16 protein-coding genes, 1 tRNA gene and 1 pseudogene are annotated in these 15,938 nt (G+C 63.6%); 9 read left to right on the forward strand and 9 right to left on the reverse strand.

All coding sequences use genetic code 11. The annotated features are described in order from the left end of the window. Positions 1-58 precede the first annotated feature (58 nt). On the forward strand, positions 59-424 hold the full coding sequence (locus tag DV733_RS15740; protein ID WP_049992929.1) for an iron-sulfur cluster biogenesis protein NfuA: 366 nt from the start codon (positions 59-61) through the stop codon (positions 422-424). On the opposite strand, the gene DV733_RS15745 is transcribed toward DV733_RS15740, so the two are convergent. Both DV733_RS15745 and DV733_RS15750 read right to left on the reverse strand, forming a co-directional pair. After that, positions 421-1,323: a ketopantoate reductase family protein gene (locus tag DV733_RS15745; RefSeq protein WP_049992930.1), complete on the reverse strand. Its 903-nt coding sequence runs from the start codon at positions 1,321-1,323 to the stop codon at positions 421-423. The genes DV733_RS15740 and DV733_RS15745 overlap by 4 nt on opposite strands. Beyond that, positions 1,324-1,623, reverse strand: a complete 300-nt coding sequence (locus tag DV733_RS15750; RefSeq protein WP_049992931.1) for a DUF7130 family rubredoxin-like protein — start codon at positions 1,621-1,623, stop codon at positions 1,324-1,326. A 99-nt stretch (positions 1,624-1,722) separates the two neighbouring features. On the opposite strand from DV733_RS15750, the gene DV733_RS15755 reads away from it, so the two are divergent. Beyond that, the gene (locus tag DV733_RS15755) at positions 1,723-3,309 is read left to right on the forward strand and encodes an ATP-binding response regulator (protein ID WP_049992932.1); all 1,587 of its coding nucleotides are present in this window, start codon (positions 1,723-1,725) and stop codon (positions 3,307-3,309) included. 67 nt (positions 3,310-3,376) lie between these two features. Further along, positions 3,377-3,940, forward strand: coding sequence for a DUF420 domain-containing protein (locus DV733_RS15760; RefSeq protein ID WP_049992933.1), 564 nt, complete (start codon positions 3,377-3,379; stop codon positions 3,938-3,940). Between the two features lie 15 nt (positions 3,941-3,955). Here DV733_RS15760 and purF read toward each other — a convergent pair whose 3' ends face one another. The 3 genes from purF to DV733_RS15775 are packed head-to-tail and all read right to left on the reverse strand — an operon-like array spanning position 3,956 to position 5,756. After that, on the reverse strand, positions 3,956-5,392 hold the full coding sequence (gene purF, locus DV733_RS15765; protein WP_049992934.1) for an amidophosphoribosyltransferase: 1,437 nt from the start codon (positions 5,390-5,392) through the stop codon (positions 3,956-3,958). A gap of 8 nt (positions 5,393-5,400) precedes the next feature. Then, positions 5,401-5,574: a 50S ribosomal protein L37e gene (locus DV733_RS15770; protein WP_079979366.1), complete on the reverse strand. Its 174-nt coding sequence runs from the start codon at positions 5,572-5,574 to the stop codon at positions 5,401-5,403. Next, the gene (locus DV733_RS15775; protein WP_049992935.1) at positions 5,571-5,756 is read right to left on the reverse strand and encodes an LSM domain-containing protein; all 186 of its coding nucleotides are present in this window, start codon (positions 5,754-5,756) and stop codon (positions 5,571-5,573) included. Before DV733_RS15775 ends, DV733_RS15770 begins: the two co-directional genes overlap by 4 nt. A gap of 347 nt (positions 5,757-6,103) precedes the next feature. Here DV733_RS15775 and DV733_RS15780 point away from each other — a divergent pair, with 347 nt between their 5' ends. From DV733_RS15780 to DV733_RS15790, 3 genes are read left to right on the forward strand one after another with little or no spacing between them, the layout of a single operon-like run. Beyond that, positions 6,104-7,378 carry a Single-stranded DNA binding protein gene (locus tag DV733_RS15780; RefSeq protein WP_049992936.1) on the forward strand — a complete coding sequence of 425 codons (1,275 nt, stop codon included), beginning with the start codon at positions 6,104-6,106 and terminating at the stop codon, positions 7,376-7,378. Next, positions 7,375-9,027: a hypothetical protein gene (locus DV733_RS15785; protein ID WP_049992937.1), complete on the forward strand. Its 1,653-nt coding sequence runs from the start codon at positions 7,375-7,377 to the stop codon at positions 9,025-9,027. Before DV733_RS15780 ends, DV733_RS15785 begins: the two co-directional genes overlap by 4 nt. After that, the gene (locus DV733_RS15790; RefSeq protein ID WP_049992938.1) at positions 9,027-9,776 is read left to right on the forward strand and encodes a metallophosphoesterase; all 750 of its coding nucleotides are present in this window, start codon (positions 9,027-9,029) and stop codon (positions 9,774-9,776) included. Before DV733_RS15785 ends, DV733_RS15790 begins: the two co-directional genes overlap by 1 nt. Here the strand turns inward: DV733_RS15790 and DV733_RS15795 are convergent. Then, positions 9,761-10,060 (reverse strand): hypothetical protein, encoded by a 300-nt coding sequence (locus DV733_RS15795; RefSeq protein WP_049992939.1) that lies wholly within the window; start codon positions 10,058-10,060, stop codon positions 9,761-9,763. The two genes, DV733_RS15790 and DV733_RS15795, sit on opposite strands and share 16 nt — an antisense overlap. A gap of 44 nt (positions 10,061-10,104) precedes the next feature. After that, complete coding sequence (locus tag DV733_RS15800; protein ID WP_049992940.1) at positions 10,105-10,875, reverse strand: creatininase family protein; 771 nt, start codon at positions 10,873-10,875, stop codon at positions 10,105-10,107. A 126-nt stretch (positions 10,876-11,001) separates the two neighbouring features. Here DV733_RS15800 and DV733_RS15805 point away from each other — a divergent pair. The 3 genes and pseudogenes from DV733_RS15805 (at position 11,002) to DV733_RS15815 (ending at position 12,280) form a co-directional block, all read left to right on the forward strand. Then, positions 11,002-11,435: pseudogene (locus DV733_RS15805) on the forward strand (DUF2267 domain-containing protein). 113 nt (positions 11,436-11,548) lie between these two features. Further along, positions 11,549-11,836, forward strand: a complete 288-nt coding sequence (locus tag DV733_RS15810) for an amphi-Trp domain-containing protein (RefSeq protein WP_049992941.1) — start codon at positions 11,549-11,551, stop codon at positions 11,834-11,836. 24 nt (positions 11,837-11,860) lie between these two features. After that, positions 11,861-12,280, forward strand: a complete 420-nt coding sequence (locus DV733_RS15815) for a universal stress protein (protein WP_049992942.1) — start codon at positions 11,861-11,863, stop codon at positions 12,278-12,280. Positions 12,281-12,301: 21 nt separating this feature from the next. Here DV733_RS15815 and DV733_RS15820 read toward each other — a convergent pair whose 3' ends face one another. Together DV733_RS15820 and DV733_RS15825 are read right to left on the reverse strand one after the other, a co-directional pair. Continuing rightward, complete coding sequence (locus DV733_RS15820) at positions 12,302-15,046, reverse strand: cation-translocating P-type ATPase (RefSeq protein WP_049992943.1); 2,745 nt, start codon at positions 15,044-15,046, stop codon at positions 12,302-12,304. Positions 15,047-15,652: 606 nt separating this feature from the next. Further along, positions 15,653-15,737, reverse strand: a tRNA-Leu gene (locus tag DV733_RS15825). Positions 15,738-15,938: the final 201 nt, after the last annotated feature.

Genomic DNA, 15,938 nt, shown 5'->3' on the forward strand with positions numbered 1-15,938 from the left:
CCCACCCCGATATTAGGCGAACCAAAGGTTGAAACGACCTCCACACCTACCCCCTTTCATGAGCACTGAGAGTGAAGACGGCACGAGCGACCTCGAAGACCGCATCGCGAACTTCCTGCGCCGGAACTTCCCACAGATCCAGATGCACGGCGGCAACGCCGCGATCCAGGAACTCGATCCCGAGAAGGGCGAAGTCACGATCGCGCTGGGCGGCGCCTGCAGCGGCTGTGGCATCTCGCCGATGACTATTCAGGCCATCAAGACGCGCATGACCAAGGAGATCCCCGAGATCGACACCGTCCACGCCAACACCGGCGGTGGCGGCGGCATGGGTGCAGGCGCGGATAGCCCGTCTGTTCCCGGCGAGTCCCGCGGCGGCAGCATCGGCGGCGAGGACGACGAAGGCCCCCAGGCCCCGTTCTAAATTTTGCGGATATCCCGCGCGTCTTCCCACGCCCGAACGAGCGACGTGAGTGTCTCGTTGACGGGCACTGGTTCGGAGGCACGATCGACGACAGCGCCGTTGATCGCGTCAATCTCGGTTCGACGCCCCTGCTGGAGGTCCTGATACATCGATGATTCGTTGTCAGCGGTCGAGGCAGCCACCGACTGGACGGCAGCGACGGCATCGTCGTCGGTGAGGTCGATCTCGGCCGCCCGAGCGACTCGCGCAGTCTCACGGGCTGCGGCTGTCGCCACATCCCGCGCCGGCCCGGCAGCCAGTGCACCGTTTTCGATCCGAGCCAGCGCCGTCGTGGCGTTGATACCGGCGTTGACGGCCAGTTTCTCCCAGAGCCGTCGCGGCATGTCGCTCGCGACTGTCGCCTCGATTCCGGCTTGCTCGAACGCGGCGCCGACCCGGTCTGCAGTAGGCGAGTGACTACCATCACGGGCGCCCAGCACGACCTCGCCGAGACCGGTACACCGGACGACTCCCGGTTCCGTGAGCAACGCGCCGTAGGTGCACGTCCCCGCGAGGACCGTCGAATCGAGCGTTTGTGCGAGCGTCTGTTCGTTTCCGAGGCCGTTCTGGACTGTGAGGACGATTTCGGGTTCGCACGCCTGCAACGCTCGGGCGGCCTCTGCGGTGTCGTAGCTCTTGACCGTAACGAGCGCGAGGTCGACACTCGATAGATCGGCCGGAATCTCGGTCGCAGCGTCTGGAGTGGCAGTCTCGCGAATCTCACCCTCGATCGAGAGCCCGTGTTCACGGACCGTCGAGACGTGCGGGTCGCGTCCGACGAGCGTGACGTCGTCGGTCCGCGCGAGGAGACCACCGAGCAAACTACCGAGACTGCCAGCGCCGAAGACGACGACCGTCATTCAATCCTGGAGGTGGTAATAGATGTCTTCCTGGGGCGCACCGCAGTCCGGGCAGCCGTCCTCTGGCAGTTCCTCGATGTCGCCGATCGCCCCACATTCGTAACAGCGCCAGGTCAACTCAGCCTCGCCGGCGATACCAGAGGATATGTGCTCTCCCGAGAGTGCAGTGATCCCCTGGTCGGTGCTCACGAAGAAGCCGTGTTCGTCGAACCCTCGGACCGTTCCGAGGCGGTTGCCCTTCTGGTCGTATATTTCCGTACCGAAAGTCACGTCGACGTCCGTCTCTGCGGAGCGATCCATATCCCAACTACCGCGGGAGCGCTGTTAAAGTTAGGTGGCCAAATCGGCGCGCAGACGGATGCAAACGTTTTTTGTCGACTGTCGACAGTGATAGAAGCAATGGCAACACGGCCGCAAGTGTTGTTCGTCCGGAATCCGGACGGGGGTGGACATCTGGCTGCCGCGCTGAAAGACGCCGGGCTGGACGTCGTCACCGCCGAGAGCGCACGCTCGGCAGCGACGACACTCGAAGCACGAACGCCACAGTGTGTCGTCAGTCAGTACGCTGTGCCGCCCGAGTCAGGCACGGAGACAGACGGTGGCGCCACCGTCCGCGAGGCCGTCACCTCGATCGATCCCGACCTCCCGTTCATCCTGGTCTCGGACATCGAACACTACGACGACGCACGTGAACAGTTCGACGAGGACATCTTCGGATACGTCCCGTTACGCGAGGACACCGACACAGTCAAACTCCTGTTACGGCAGATCCAGTCGGCGATCTCCCAGCTTCCCGCTCGCCGCCGCGCCGCGATGCAGGCTCAGATCAACGAGGTCATCCGACAGGTCAACGGGACGCTCGTTCGCGCCCGCGACCGCGAGGAGATCGAGCAGTCGGTCGTCGACGTCCTCACCCAGTCTCATCGCTATCGCTGGGCCTGTCTGGCGAGTGTTGACACCCAGGCCGGGACCGCAGCCCCGCGAACGGGGGGTCGCGGCGGTGCTGACGAGGGCTGGCGCGACCGCGACCGCGAGCGTGCGCTAACGATCGCCCACCAGCAACCGCTCGTCGAGGCCAAAGAGGAGGGCGAGACCGTTGTCTCTCGACTCACGACCGAACGCACCCTCCCTGGCGAGGATGCCGGGACAGTCACCCAGATGGAGTCGGTGTTCGCGGTCCCGCTTGATTACGAGGGGAGCCACTACGGCGTGTTGGCAGTCTACTCGAATCGCGCCAGTGCCTTCCAGACCGACGAACGCCGGGCTTTGCGCGAGGCCGCTCGCAACGTCGCGCTCGCGATCCACGCCGCCGAAGCCCGCGTCGAACTGCGCGAGCGGACCCGAGCACTGAAACGCCAGCACGACCGGCTGGAGGAGTTCGCCCGCGTGATCTCTCACGAGCTGCGCCATCCCCTCCAGGTCGCGATGGGGCGATTAGAGATTGTCGAGGACGTGGCCAACGGCGAGGATCTGCTGTTCGATCAGATCGACACGATCGAGCGCAACCACACCCAGATGGAGCAACTGATCGACGATCTGGTGGCGCTGGCCCGCGAGAACGCCCGTCAGCACGAATCCGAACCGACGAGTCTCCCCGTCACTGCTCGGCGCGCGGCCGGGATGGTCGACGGGCCGGGACCGACGTTGCGGATCGACACCGAGGCGTTCGTCGACGCCGATCCCGAACGACTGCGACATCTCTTCGAAGTCGTCTTCGAGTTCGCGGTCGATAGAGCCGGCGACACGGCGACCCTCGGCGTCGAACGCCTCGACAGCGACGCCGGCTTCGCGGTCGTCTCGACCGACGACGCCCTCCCCGACGCCGACCCCGAAGAGCTGTTCCAGATGCACCCCGAGCCCAGCGATGCGCGCCGCATCTCGATGCGGATCATCATGAATATCATCGAGTCACACGACTGGTCGTTCGACGTCGAGTCACGCGGCGAAGAGACCCGATTCGTCTTCACCAACGTCGAGTTCATCTGAGCGTTCGCACCAGACCCTCCGTCTCTGATCGCAACGTACTCCCGTCCGCTATCCTAACGCGTATCCAATGCAGACGACGATTCGCCGTCGACTCCCACTGGTCACCGGACTGTTGACTGTCGTCTCGCTCGTGGCTGTCGTCGCGGCTGTCAGGCAAGCGATCCCGGACGCGCTCCTGCCGCCGGTCCCACATTCGATCCTCGCTGCGATCCCACACCTCAACGCCCTTCTCAGTGCAGCGGCCATCGTCACGATCATCGCTGGTTGGCGATCGATCCAGGCTGACGACGTCGACCGACATCGACGGCTGATGCTCACGAGCCTGGGTCTCTTTCTGGGCTTTCTCGCGCTGTATCTGCTCCGGGTCGCGATCGAAGGGCCGACATCCTTCGGGGGTCCCGAGTGGCTGAAACTCTGGGTCTACTACCCGATTCTTGGGGTTCACATGCTGCTCGCGATCGTCTGTATCCCACTGGTCTACCACGTCCTCCTGCTGGGGTTGACCCACGCTCCTGCCGAGCTTTCTGAGACCCTGCACCCGCGGCTCGGACGGATCGCGGCGACGCTGTGGCTGATCTCGTTCTCGCTGGGGATCGTCGTCTACCTCATGCTGTACGTTCTGCCACTGTGAGAAGAGAAAACCGATTCAGTCGTCGGCCGGCGACGGTTCGATCGTCGGTCGATTGACCTCACGATCTGTCGCCTCGTCCTCGATATCGTAGGGATACTCGCCAGTGACACAGCCGAGACAGAGGTCGCCCCGGGTGCTGTCGAGCGCGTCCGCGATCGCGTCGATCGACAGGTACGACAGGCTGTCGGCCTTGATCTCCTCGCGGATCTCTTCGATCGACTTGTCGGCGGCGATCAACTCCTCGCGCGAAGCCATGTCGATCCCCATGTAACAGGGGGCGATGATCGGTGGCGCACCGATCCGAACGTGGACCTCCTCTGCACCGGCGTCGCGCATCAGTTGAACGAGCTGGGTCGAAGTCGTCCCGCGGACGATCGAGTCGTCGATCAGCGTGACGCTTTTGCCTTCGACAGTGTTCTTGATCGGGTTGAGCTTCAGCCGGACCGCGCGTTCGCGCTCGTCCTGGGTCGGCATGATGAACGTTCGCCCGACGTAGCGGTTCTTCATCAAGCCCTCTGCGAAGTCGACGTCCGCGCCGGCGTCCTGTGCCGCGTCGGCGTACCCCGAGGCAAATGCCCGGCCTGAGTCCGGGACGGGGAGGACGACGTCGGTGTCGATACCGTTCTCCTCGTAGAGTTTGCGTCCGAGTTCGCGCCGGACGTCGTAGACGAGCTTCTCGTCGATGTTCGAGTCCGGGCGCGCGAAGTAGACGTGCTCGAAGAAACAGTGGGCCGTCGAGTCAGCGTCGACGAGCTGGTAGGTGTCGTAGCCTGTTCCGTCGGGATGCAGCACGACCAGTTCGCCCGGTTGGACGTCCCGCACGAGTTCGCCGTCGAGCGTGTCGATGGCGGCCGATTCTGATGCGAGGACGTAGCCGTCGCCCAGGTCGCCGATACACAGCGGACGATTGCCCTGGGGGTCTCGAACGCCGAGGACGGTGTCGTCGTGCATGATCGTCAGCGAGTAGGACCCGTGGATTCGGTTCATCGTGCGCTTGACCGCACGGACGAGATCGGATTCGAGCAGGTTCCGGGCGAGATCGTGTGCGATGACCTCGGTGTCGCCGTCGGACGTGAAGGCGTGACCCAGATCGGCCAGTTCCGAACGAATATCCGGTGTATTGACGAGGTTACCGTTGTGGCTCAGCCCGAGCGATCCGGACTTGAACGACACCGAAAATGGCTGGGCACAGCAGGCGTTGACGCTGCCGGCCGTGGGATAGCGGACGTGGCCGATACCGTTCGAGCCGTTCAACTGCGCCAGATCGTCCTCGTCGAAGACGTCACCGACCAACCCCATCTCGACGTGGGAGTGCTGCTGGAAGCCGTCGTGGGTGACGATTCCGGCAGACTCCTGGCCGCGGTGCTGGAGAGCATACAGAGAGTAGTAAAGCGGTCGGGCGGCGCTACGATCCTCCAGAGAGATGCCGACAACGCCGCACTTCTCGTGCATCGTCGATCCTATTCGCCTGCTTTGCTCTGCCACTCGTACTCACGTCGCTTCGCCGATTTGCCGAAGCCACAGGACGCGCAGACGCCCTTCTTGACGTGATAGGACTTGTTTCCACAGCGTCGGCATTTGACGTGTGTGGTCTGGTTCTTCTTGCCCTGGCTCGGAGTTCCTGCACCAGTCATGGACTAATCGTGACGACGTTATCGCCGCGTATAATCGTTGTGTCTTCGCCCTCTTCGATGACGAGGTTCATGTGCTGGTCGTACCCGGCCAGCACGCCCGTGAACATCTCGCCGTCTTTGAGGTGTACCGTTACCTCCTCTTCGAGCGACGCTTCGAGTACGTCAAGCGGTCGGCCACTCATGCCTCTAGGCGCTAACCTCTCGGGCTTAAACGTACCGGCTCCGACCAGTCAGTGTGTCACCGCAACAGGATTTCTTCTACGCCGCTGTCACACGCCGGGCACGTCTCGTGGTCACGCGCGAACGCCCTCCCGCACCCCGAGCACTCGTATACTCGCAGTTGAGACTGCTCAGACTCGGTCCGGCTGATGGCTCTTTCTACCTCGTTTCCCAGGGACATGGCACCACTTCTAAACAATAGCGCTCTAGTCTCTTAGCGTTTGTTGACTGTTACCATACAAACTACACCTGTTGTGAGTCGGCACGTCGACGCCGACCCTTTTAGTAGGAGCCAGTCGAATCACCGGTGATGAATCTCGACAACGAGGCCGAGGAGCTCGCCTCCGCTCTCGGCACAGACAAACAGGAGGTCAAACGCGATCTGGAGAACCTGGTGTCCTACAGCGTCCCGCTGGAGGAAGCAAAGCAGAGTCTCCGCCGGAAGTACGGCGACGGCGGCGACAGCGGCGGGCCCGAACCCGAGAGCAAGGACCTGGCCAACGTGACGACCGAGGACTCGAACGTCACCGTCACGGGCCGGATCCTGACCCTCGGCAAGCGCTCGATCCGCTATCAGGGCGCTGATCACACGATCTACGAGGGCGAGATTGCCGACGCGACTGGCAAACTCTCTTACACTGCATGGGAGGACTTCGGACTGGCAGCCGGTGACACCATCCGCGCTGGAAACGCCGGCGTCCGCGAGTGGGAGAGCAACGCCGAACTCAACCTCGGCGAATCGACGAGCGTCGAGACGCTCGACGAGCCACTCGACGTCCCCTACGAGATCGGCGGCGACACCGATCTGATCGACGTCGAACCCGGCGACCGCGGTCTCAACGTCGAGGTCAGCGTCGTCGACTCCGAACAGAAGGTCATCGACGGCCGCGACGGTGAAACGACGATTCTCAGCGGCGTCCTGGGCGACGAGACGGCCCGCCTGCCGTTCACTGACTGGGACCCTCACTCCGAGATTGAAGCTGGCGGGTCCGTCCGCATCGAGAACACCTACGTCCGAGAGTTCCGGGGCTCGCCCTCGATCAACGTCTCGGAGTTTTCGCGTGTCACAGCGCTCGACCGCGAGGTCGAGGTCGCCGAGAACGCACCTCGGCTATCGATAAAGCAGGCGCTCGACTCCGGCGGGATGTTCGACGTCGAGTTGCTGGGCAACGTTATCGCGGTTCGGGACGGCTCGGGATTGATCGAGCGCTGTCCCGAGTGTGGACGCATCGTCCAGAACGACCAGTGTCGAACCCACGGGCAGGTCGAGTCGGTCGAAGACCTCCGGACCAAGGCGATCCTCGACGACGGTTCGGGGACCGTGACGGTCATTCTGGACGACGAACTCACCGAAGTAATATACGGGGGAGACGTCGACGACGCCCGCGAGCACGCCCGCGACGCGATGGACAAGGAAGTCGTCGCCGACGCCATCCGTGAGGAACTGGTCGGCAGGGAGTTCCGCGTCCGGGGGACGCTGAGTATCGACGACTACGGCGCGAACCTCAACGCCGACGAGTTCGCCGAGGTCGAGGACGACCCCGCAGACCGCGCCGCGGCGCTGCTCGCGGAGGTGGACGTATGAGCGACTCCGAAGACGGCGGGCCGGGCCGCCGGGAGACGGCCTACCGGCTGTTCGCCAGCGAGTTCGAGGACGCGGACTTCTCCTACGCCGAGAGCGACGAGGAACGCACGCCGAACTACGTCGTCACACCCACCGGAGCACGGATCAATCGCCTGTTCGTCGTCGGCGTCCTGACGGAAGTCACACCCGTCAGCGACGACGTGCTCCGGGCGCGTGTGGTCGACCCGACTGGTGCGTTCGTCGTCTACGCCGGCCAGTACCAGCCCGAAGCGCAGGCCTTCCTCGACCGCGCCGAGCCGCCGACGTTCGTCGCCGTCTCCGGGAAAGCCCGGACCTTCCAGCCCGAGGACAGCGACGTCACCTACACATCGATCCGACCCGAGAGCGTCAACGAGGTCGACGCCGACACGCGCGACCGCTGGGTGGTCCAGACGGCCGAACAGACGCTCGCACGGATCGCAGACGTCGCCAGCGCGCTCCAGAGCGACGTCCGCGGTGACGAACTCCGCTCGGCGCTGGACGCCGACGGCGTCTCCGAGGGGCTGGCGGCCGGCATTCCGCTGGCGATCGATCACTACGGGACGGGTGGGGCGTACCTCCAGGCGCTTCGTGAGACGGCGCTCGACGCCGTCCGCGTCGTCGCCGGCGAAATCGACGAGGTCGAAGACCGCTCGGTCGCGCCCGACGCGACGGGCGAGGTCGACCTCTCGGCGCTGACCGATCGCCACCTCGACACGAGCGGGGCCACACCGGCCGAACCCGGCGCAGAGTCGCCGGCCGGTGCCGTCGACGAGGCTATCGAGAGTACGGCCGAGGCGGACTCGCGGGCCGGGAGCGCGGCCGAGGCGGCCAACAGCGAGCCCGAACAGGAGTCAGCTGTGACGGCGGAATCGACGAGCGACGAAACTGCCGCGTCGACCTCCTCGGAACCCAGCGAAGCGTCGTCGAGTCAGCCAGCAGCCGCTGGCTCAGAGAGCGCGGCTGACACGTCCGAAACCGACACGGCTGACACGCCCAGCACGTCTGCGGCCGAGACGGCAGCAACCGAGACGGACGCGTCCGGTTCGACCGCGGACTCGGAGGACATCGGCGACTTCGAGCCCGGCGAGTTCGACCTCGACGAGGAGACGCGCGAGGAGGTCGAATCCGAGTACGGAACCGAGTTCCAGAGCGGGACCGAAGTCGAAGAACCCGGCGAGGCCGACATCGAGACGCCCGACCCCGAGGACGTCGAGGCGGCGGAGAGCGCCGGCGCGCCGGCGGGGGCCGCAGACGCCGAGGCTGCGCCGGACTCCGCGGGTGCGCCTGCCGGTGACGAATCGGCGACGCCCAGCGAGAGCGCGGCGACGACCGACGCCGTCACGGAGACGCCCGAGACCGACACCGAGGCCGGAGCCGACGAGGAAGCCGGGGAGGTCGACGCGACCGACGCCGACGAGGAAGACGTCAGCGGGGCCGACCTCGAAGACGCCGTGATGGACGCGATGCGCGACCTCGACGACGGCGAGGGCGCGGACCGAGAGGGCGTAATCGCCGCTGTCGTCGAGCAGACCGGTGCCGATCCGGGCGACGTCGAGGAAGCCATCCAGGAAGCGCTGATGAACGGGCGCTGTTACGAGCCCGACGACGAGACGCTCACGCCGATCTGATGGGCGTCGAACCGATTCCCGACGCGCCCGCGGCCATCGCCGACTGTGGCTCCGAGCGCGCGCTCGTCGTCGCGGACTACCACGCCGGCCTGGAAGCCGACCTCAAATACCAGGGCGTCGAGCTCGATTCGGCGGCCGACCACCGTCGTCAGGCGGTGCTCGATCTGCTCGGCACCCACCGCCCCGACCGACTCGTGTTGCTCGGGGATCTCGCGACTGCGATCGGCGCAGCCACTGGCGAGGAACACGCCGAGATCGAGGCGCTGTTCGAGGCCGTCGACATTCCGATCACGCTCACGAAGGGAAACCACGACGGCGACATCGAGGCGCTGACCGACGAGTACGACGGCGTGACCGTCGTCGATGGCGAGGGGGTGCGGCTCGGTTCGGTCGGGTTCGCTCACGGACACACCTGGCCCGCACCTGCGGTGCTGGGCGCTGATACAGTCTGTGTCGCCCACGAACACCCCGTCGTCCGCCTCGAAGACGAGGTCGGCGGGAGTCGAATGGAACGAGTCTGGCTCCGCGGGCGGGTCGACTCCGCCCCCTTCCGAGACCACTACGGCGACGACCTGGGCGAGATCGACGCCGACCTCGTGGTCTGCCCGGCGTTCAACGACCGTTCAGGCGGCACGTGGATCAACGTCGACGGCCGGGACTTTCTCTCACCGTTTCTCCCCGCGGGACTCGCAAACGGCGAGGCGTATTTGCTCGACGGTACCCGGCTCGGTCCCTACACCGCGATATAGTCGCCGATCGTTGCCTGCTCGAATACGAAGAGATACAGCACGACCGCGACGAGAACGACGCCCACCACGTCGAGGAGCAACTGCTGGCGCGACACGCGCGGGCGGTCGAACCGATCGGGCAGCACCAGCGACGGAATCACCCGGTACAGCCCCAGGAGACCCAGCGCCAGGAAACCCAGCGTGTAGAGGTCGACGCCGAAGCGCCGGTACGTTACCGCAGCGATCGCCAACAGCCCACCGGCCGTGGGCACGCTCAGCAGCACGTGCAGGTGATACCGTCTCATACCGAGTCCGACACGTCACTGGTAGAAACAACTTTGGGTACTGTTCACACGTGTCGCTTGGCGACGAGCGATTCGAACGGCTGGTCGGCCAGCCACTCGCTCAGCCGGACGAGTTGGTCACTCGCAGCCTCGAACAGTTGCTGTCCTTTCTCGGCGGTGGCGTCGGTCTGGTCGCCGAAGACACCGTTGGCGGAGTTGTCGATCGCGTCGTAGAACGTCCGTGCGCCGTGTTTGCGACCGGTGAACTCGTCGAACGCTGACAGTCCGCCGTCGCGGGCGTCGGCGAGGCGGTCGTCGTGGACTAACTCGCCCGCGATGTGCTGGATCATCGCCGTCTCCTTGGGCCCACCGTGCGGGCCGTTCTGCTCGAAGAGGTCGTCCACGAGGTCGGGGATCGACTCGTCCCACATCCACTCGATCGCGTAGGCGTCGCCCGAATCCCGAAGGCGACGGCCGACCTCTCGAAGGTGCTGGACGTTGCCACCGTGGGCGTTGACGTAGATCACGCGATCGATCCCGTGGTAGGTGAGATTTCGGGTAATGGACTCGACGTAGTCCCGGAACGCGGGTGCGTTGGCCCACATCGTTCCGTGGAACTGGCGATGGTGTGAGCTGACACCCACGTTGATGGTCGGTGTGCAGAGATAGCCCGTCCGGTCTGCCGCTTCCCGAGCCAGTGCCTCGGCGATCAGGTGGTCGGTCCCCTCCGGGAGATGCGGGCCGTGTTGCTCGGTCGAGCCCAGGGGCACGAGCGCCAGCGACTCCGTCTCGAAATACGACTCCAGATCCGGCCACGCCTCGTCCGCGAGATACATACTCCGGGGTTGGTGATGGGCTGTGAAGAACGTGTGGACTCGTGTGCGCGGGACCGAGATGGTATAACAACGTGTCTCGTATTTTGACGGAGAAAAGCTACGAATTTCGACAAATTCACCCGGGAGGTGCAACACCGTCTCGAGCTCCCGGAGACTGGTGAGGCTGTCCGTGCGGTTCGAGCGACGCTGATGACAGTGGGCCAGCGAATCCCCGAAGGAAACGCCGATGATCTCGCCGCCTCCCTCCCAATGGAGATCAAGTGGTACATGACCGGCGCTGTCCACGAACACGGCCAGCGGTTCGACTGGAAGGAATTCGTTACGCGCGTCAGTGAGATCGAAGGTGCGGAGCGATCGGAGGCGACCTATCACGCACAGGTCATCATCGACCTCGTGAGTACACTCGTTCCTCCATCCGACCTCCAACAACTCCGTAATCAACTGCCCGAGAGCGAAGACGACGAGAACTGGCGGAAACTCTTCGCGGTCGTTGACGCTGGGGATGGGGGGACGCCCAAGAGGCTCAAACTGGCGGAGGTCCCCAGGACGAACCCAGTTGAGTCCGGGGGATTCCCGGCCATTTGAGTCGTGTCCCTTGTTCACCGACGAGACTGGTTGTACAGGTCGAGAACTCGCCCTGTCGCTTATCGGGGTGTCGGACGTACCACTCGGTATGGGAGAGCTCGAAACCGAGAGTGAGAAATCACGGTCAGAAATCGCATCGTACCTCCGCGAAGTAGCAGATCAACTCGAGGGTGGTGGAGACGTGACGCTCGAACTCGGTGGTCGGCAGGCGCGATTGAATCCGACGAATCCAGTGACCTTCAAGCTGGAAGGCGAATCGGACTGGACCGAAGGCGATACCGAGGCGAAACAGAGTATCGAGTTCGAGCTAGTCTGGTGGCGTGACGCCCAGACGCCCGAAGAGGGACGACTGGATATCAGCACCGGGGGAGAGTAACGCCCCTCCCTGGATTACGGTCTTTTGTACGACGGCATTCTGGTTCCGACAGACGGGAGTCAGGGCGCGAAAGCCGCTCTCGAACACGGTATAGAGATCGCGTCGAAATGGGATGCGACCTTGCATACTCTGTACGTCGTCGATGCTCACCTGGGGCGCTCCGGACCGTTGCTCGAAACACTCCGGGACGAAAAACGCCAGACAGTACGAGATGTCGAGGTGGCAGGAACGCAAGCCGATTTGACCGTCGTGACCGAAATCGTCGAGGGGAATACGCACGAAGAGATTCTGGACTACGTCACCAGGTACGGTATCGACATGGTCATCATGGGAACCCACGGCCGGACAGGTCTCGACAGGGTCGTCATGGGAAGCGTCACTGAGCGAGTGGTTCGGCGGTCGCCTGTTCCCGTACTGACCGTACGGAGCGAGGAGCAGAACTGAGTTTTCATCAGACTCCGATCTCTAAGCCTCCCTCTCGTGGGTTTGGGAGTGTGGCTGGTCCTCTGTTTCAGAGCATGGGGGGTACCGCGCCTTCCAGCTCAGTTTGTGGAGTTCGATAGCGACGGCGATGGTCAGGGCGATCACGCCGAGAACGAGCCACTGTTCCAGCGCGACAGGTGCTGTTCCGAGGACCGCCTGAGCGGGCGGGAAGTACATCGCCCCGAGGTGGACCAAGAACGCGGTAATCGTTCCGGTGAGCAAGATCGGGCTCCGAAACGGTGAGAGCTGGAACAGCGATGTCGTCTCGGATCGAGCGTTGCCGATGTTAATCATCTGGAACAGGACTATCAGGAGGAGCAGGTGATTGCGGACGGCAGCCTCTGAGAGCCCCTGGCCCAGCAACCAGACGAACGTCCCGAACCCGATCACGCCGATAACCAGTGCGGCGACGACCGTCCGTTCGATCATGATTCGATTGAAGATTCGTTCGTCCGGCGAGCGCGGTGGTCGATTCAATACGTCGCCCTCCTTGGGTTCGAAGGCGAGAGCGACGTCCTGAATGCCGTTCGTGACGAGGTTCAGCCAGAGTATCTGGACGGGTACCAGCGGGAGTGGCAGTCCGGCCGCCAGGCTCAACAGGACGAGGGCGACTTCACCAGCGCCGGTGGAGATGAGCAAGAAGATCACCTTGCGGATGTTGTCGAACGCGACACGGCCCTGTTCGATACCGGCGACGATCGTCGCAAAGTTGTCGTCGCTGATGACGAGTTCGGCCGCGTCGCGGGCCACGTCGGTTCCCATCTTTCCCATAGCGATCCCGATGTTCGCCTGTCGAAGCGCCGGTGCGTCGTTGACCCCGTCACCCGTGACGGCTACGTAGTGTCCCATTCCCCGGGCAGCTTCGACGATTTTGAGTTTCTGGTCCGGCGAGACGCGTGCGAACACCAGCGTCGTTTCGAGGATTTCTTCGAGTTGCTCTTGGGAGGCGTCCATGAGTTCGGCCCCAGTGGTGACCTCGTCTGGCGACTCGGCAAGTCCGAGATCTCGGGCGATGGCGAGTGCCGTCTCCGGATGGTCCCCGGTGATCATCGTGACTGTGATACCTGCCTGTTGGGCCGACGTAATCGCCTCTGCCACGCCGGATCGAAGCGGATCGATCAGCCCGAGAAAGCCCAGAAAGGTCAGATCGGTTGGTTCGGACGGCGGCTGATTCAGCTCCCCGTCGGTCTCCACTGTTCCCTCCGCCACAGCGAGTACGCGGTACCCGTCGTGGGCCATCTCGTTTGCCTGCTGCAGGAGGGCTGGCAGTGAGAATTCGCCCTCGCTTGCATCCGTGCACATCTCCAGAACGCGCTCGGGCGCGCCCTTGACGAATACCCGCGTCTCGTCGTCTGTCCGGTGGAACGTCGCCGCATAACGCTGTTCGGGTTCGAAGGGAATCTCGTCGGTCTGTGGATGTGTATCGAGTGCGGACTGGCGGGACCACCCGAGCTTTCGGCCGAGCGCGAGGAGGGCAATGTCGGTCGGATCACCGCGCCACGTCCACTCGTCGTTCCGCCGAGACAGGCGGCCCTCGTTACAGAGCACAGACGCTCGAGCGAGACGGGACAACTCGTCTGCGAGGTCAGGCTCCGGAGGGTACCCGTCTCGGAGGACGTTCCCTTCCGGAGCGTACCCCTCGCCGGTCACCTCGAACGTGCTTCCCTCGGGGAGTTGCACCTGTTTGACGGTCAGTTCGTTCGCCGTCAGCGTCCCCGTCTTGTCCGAGGCAATCATCGTACAACTTCCCAGCCCCTCGACAGCCACCAGGCGACGAACGATGACGCCCACTTTCGCCATGCGCCGGCTCGCAACGCCCAACGCGACAGTGATCCCGACGGGGAGTCCCTCGGGAATCGCTGACACGGCCAATGCAACAGAGAACAGGAACATCTCGACGGCGTCGTACTGCTGGACGAAAATCCCGAGAAGCGCAGTGAGCGCTGCGGCGACGAGGACGACGAGGCCGACGAGACGGGTGAACCGCTCCATGCGCATCACGAGTGGCGGCTGCCCACCCTCGACGGCCGTGACGTCCTCCGCCAGTCGGCCGACGACCGTGTCGGCACCCGTTTCGACGACGACACCGCGGCCCCGTCCGCGATTCACCACAGTGCCAGCGTAGACCATGTTACGCCGATCCCCGAGAGGGGCGCGGTCGTCGCCTGTCCACGCCTCGTCTTTCAGAACGGGCGCTGACTCACCGGTGAGTGCCGACTCGTCGATCTCCAGGCCGTGCGTGGAGACCAGACGAATGTCTGCAGGAACGCGATAGCCCGATTCGAGAAGGACGACGTCGCCCGGAACTACATCTTCTCCATCGATGTCGCGTGTCTCTCCATCGCGGATGACCGTCGCGCGGGTACGGATGAGTTGTTGAAGTGCCTGACTGCTACGTTCCGCACGCCATTCCTGGATACCGCCGACGAGCGCGTTTATCAACAGCACTAGAGCGATGAATCCGGCGTCAGTCTCCTCTCCGATGGCGAACGAGACGATTGCCGCGACAGCGAGAATGTAGATGAGCGGGTTCTTGAACTGACGGAGGAAGATCTGCCACACGGCGACCGGCTTTGCCTTCGGCAGCCGATTCGGGCCGTGTTCAGAGCGTCGTCTGTCAGCTTCTTCGGTCGAGAGACCATCTGAATCGGCATCGAGAGAGTCGTAAATCTGGCTTATCCCCCGCGAATACCAGGATTCAGTGTCCGTCGAAGCGGGGACGGCCATAAGTTACAGAAAATACAGCGGGGGACGACTTATACTTCCGGCTGTACGTTCGAAAAGATACTCGGCACCTGGGGTGCCGAATTCCTTCTCCATGTTACTATGGTCGTCCACTCTCTCGATAACGGCCGCAGCAAGAGGCTGGTCTGACATGCTGAGAACGCCGAAACGAGACGGCTCACTCGAGTTCGTCGTCAACACCCGTCCCAGAGAGAACCCCGTCACTGAACGTGAAGTCGCTCCGCAATCGAACGATCAGCCACAGATTCCCCAACAGGAAACTCACCAGAATGACCACCAATCTTGTACCCGGTGTCAACCCATTCGGGGCGGCCGCGAGAGAATTTCACGGGTCTGAGTGCAGTGTCAAGACCCGTCAGTACGATCGTGGTTTCGCGTAGCTCTCTGTTGCAAGCGCAGGCTCGATCTGAATGGTACAGCGTTCGTTCTACTTGGCTGTCATAGTTGCTGGCCCAAGCAAAACCACACGATGCGAGCAAAGTCGAGTGCGCGGGACCGGATTTGAACCGGATGAAGACGTGCTCACTTCGTTGCGCGCGACTTCCAGGGTTCAAATCTGTCCTGCTCTTCGCTCACTGCGTTCGCTCATGCGCGGGACCGGATTTGAACCGGCGGACCCCTACGGGACAGCGTCCTAAGCGCTGCGCCTTTGGCCGTGCTCGGCAACCCGCGCGCAGTCACCCATATTCCAGAAGAACTCAAGAACCCATCGCTTCGGCGTCGCCAGACGCCACCTCCCTCAAGAAATGTACAGCGGCTTCTCGTTCCCACCTGCAAACGGTCGATTACCCGTGCCGTTGCAGGCTCCGCAAAGCTCACCTGATCGTTCGCCGGTACCACCGCACTCTGGGCAGCCATCGGTATTCCCGGACAT

This window comes from Halapricum salinum (assembly GCF_004799665.1).
GTDB classification, from domain to species: Archaea; Halobacteriota; Halobacteria; order Halobacteriales; family Haloarculaceae; genus Halapricum; species Halapricum salinum.

Bases quoted from the DNA above. Each gene is read 5' to 3' on its own strand.
- DV733_RS15745 (WP_049992930.1), bottom strand. From the start codon at position 1,323: ATGACGGTCGTCGTCTTCGGCGCTGGCAGTCTCGGTAGTTTGCTCGGT.
- DV733_RS15740 (WP_049992929.1), top strand. From the start codon at position 59: ATGAGCACTGAGAGTGAAGACGGCACGAGCGACCTCGAAGACCGCATC.
- DV733_RS15790 (WP_049992938.1), top strand. From the start codon at position 9,027: ATGGGCGTCGAACCGATTCCCGACGCGCCCGCGGCCATCGCCGACTGT.
- DV733_RS15810 (WP_049992941.1), top strand. From the start codon at position 11,549: ATGGGAGAGCTCGAAACCGAGAGTGAGAAATCACGGTCAGAAATCGCA.
- DV733_RS15755 (WP_049992932.1), top strand. From the start codon at position 1,723: ATGGCAACACGGCCGCAAGTGTTGTTCGTCCGGAATCCGGACGGGGGT.
- DV733_RS15750 (WP_049992931.1), bottom strand. From the start codon at position 1,623: ATGGATCGCTCCGCAGAGACGGACGTCGACGTGACTTTCGGTACGGAA.
- DV733_RS15770 (WP_079979366.1), bottom strand. From the start codon at position 5,574: ATGACTGGTGCAGGAACTCCGAGCCAGGGCAAGAAGAACCAGACCACA.
- DV733_RS15800 (WP_049992940.1), bottom strand. From the start codon at position 10,875: ATGTATCTCGCGGACGAGGCGTGGCCGGATCTGGAGTCGTATTTCGAG.
- purF (WP_049992934.1), bottom strand. From the start codon at position 5,392: ATGCACGAGAAGTGCGGCGTTGTCGGCATCTCTCTGGAGGATCGTAGC.
- DV733_RS15820 (WP_049992943.1), bottom strand. From the start codon at position 15,046: ATGGCCGTCCCCGCTTCGACGGACACTGAATCCTGGTATTCGCGGGGG.
- DV733_RS15775 (WP_049992935.1), bottom strand. From the start codon at position 5,756: ATGAGTGGCCGACCGCTTGACGTACTCGAAGCGTCGCTCGAAGAGGAG.
- DV733_RS15760 (WP_049992933.1), top strand. From the start codon at position 3,377: ATGCAGACGACGATTCGCCGTCGACTCCCACTGGTCACCGGACTGTTG.
- DV733_RS15785 (WP_049992937.1), top strand. From the start codon at position 7,375: ATGAGCGACTCCGAAGACGGCGGGCCGGGCCGCCGGGAGACGGCCTAC.
- DV733_RS15795 (WP_049992939.1), bottom strand. From the start codon at position 10,060: ATGAGACGGTATCACCTGCACGTGCTGCTGAGCGTGCCCACGGCCGGT.
- DV733_RS15780 (WP_049992936.1), top strand. From the start codon at position 6,104: ATGAATCTCGACAACGAGGCCGAGGAGCTCGCCTCCGCTCTCGGCACA.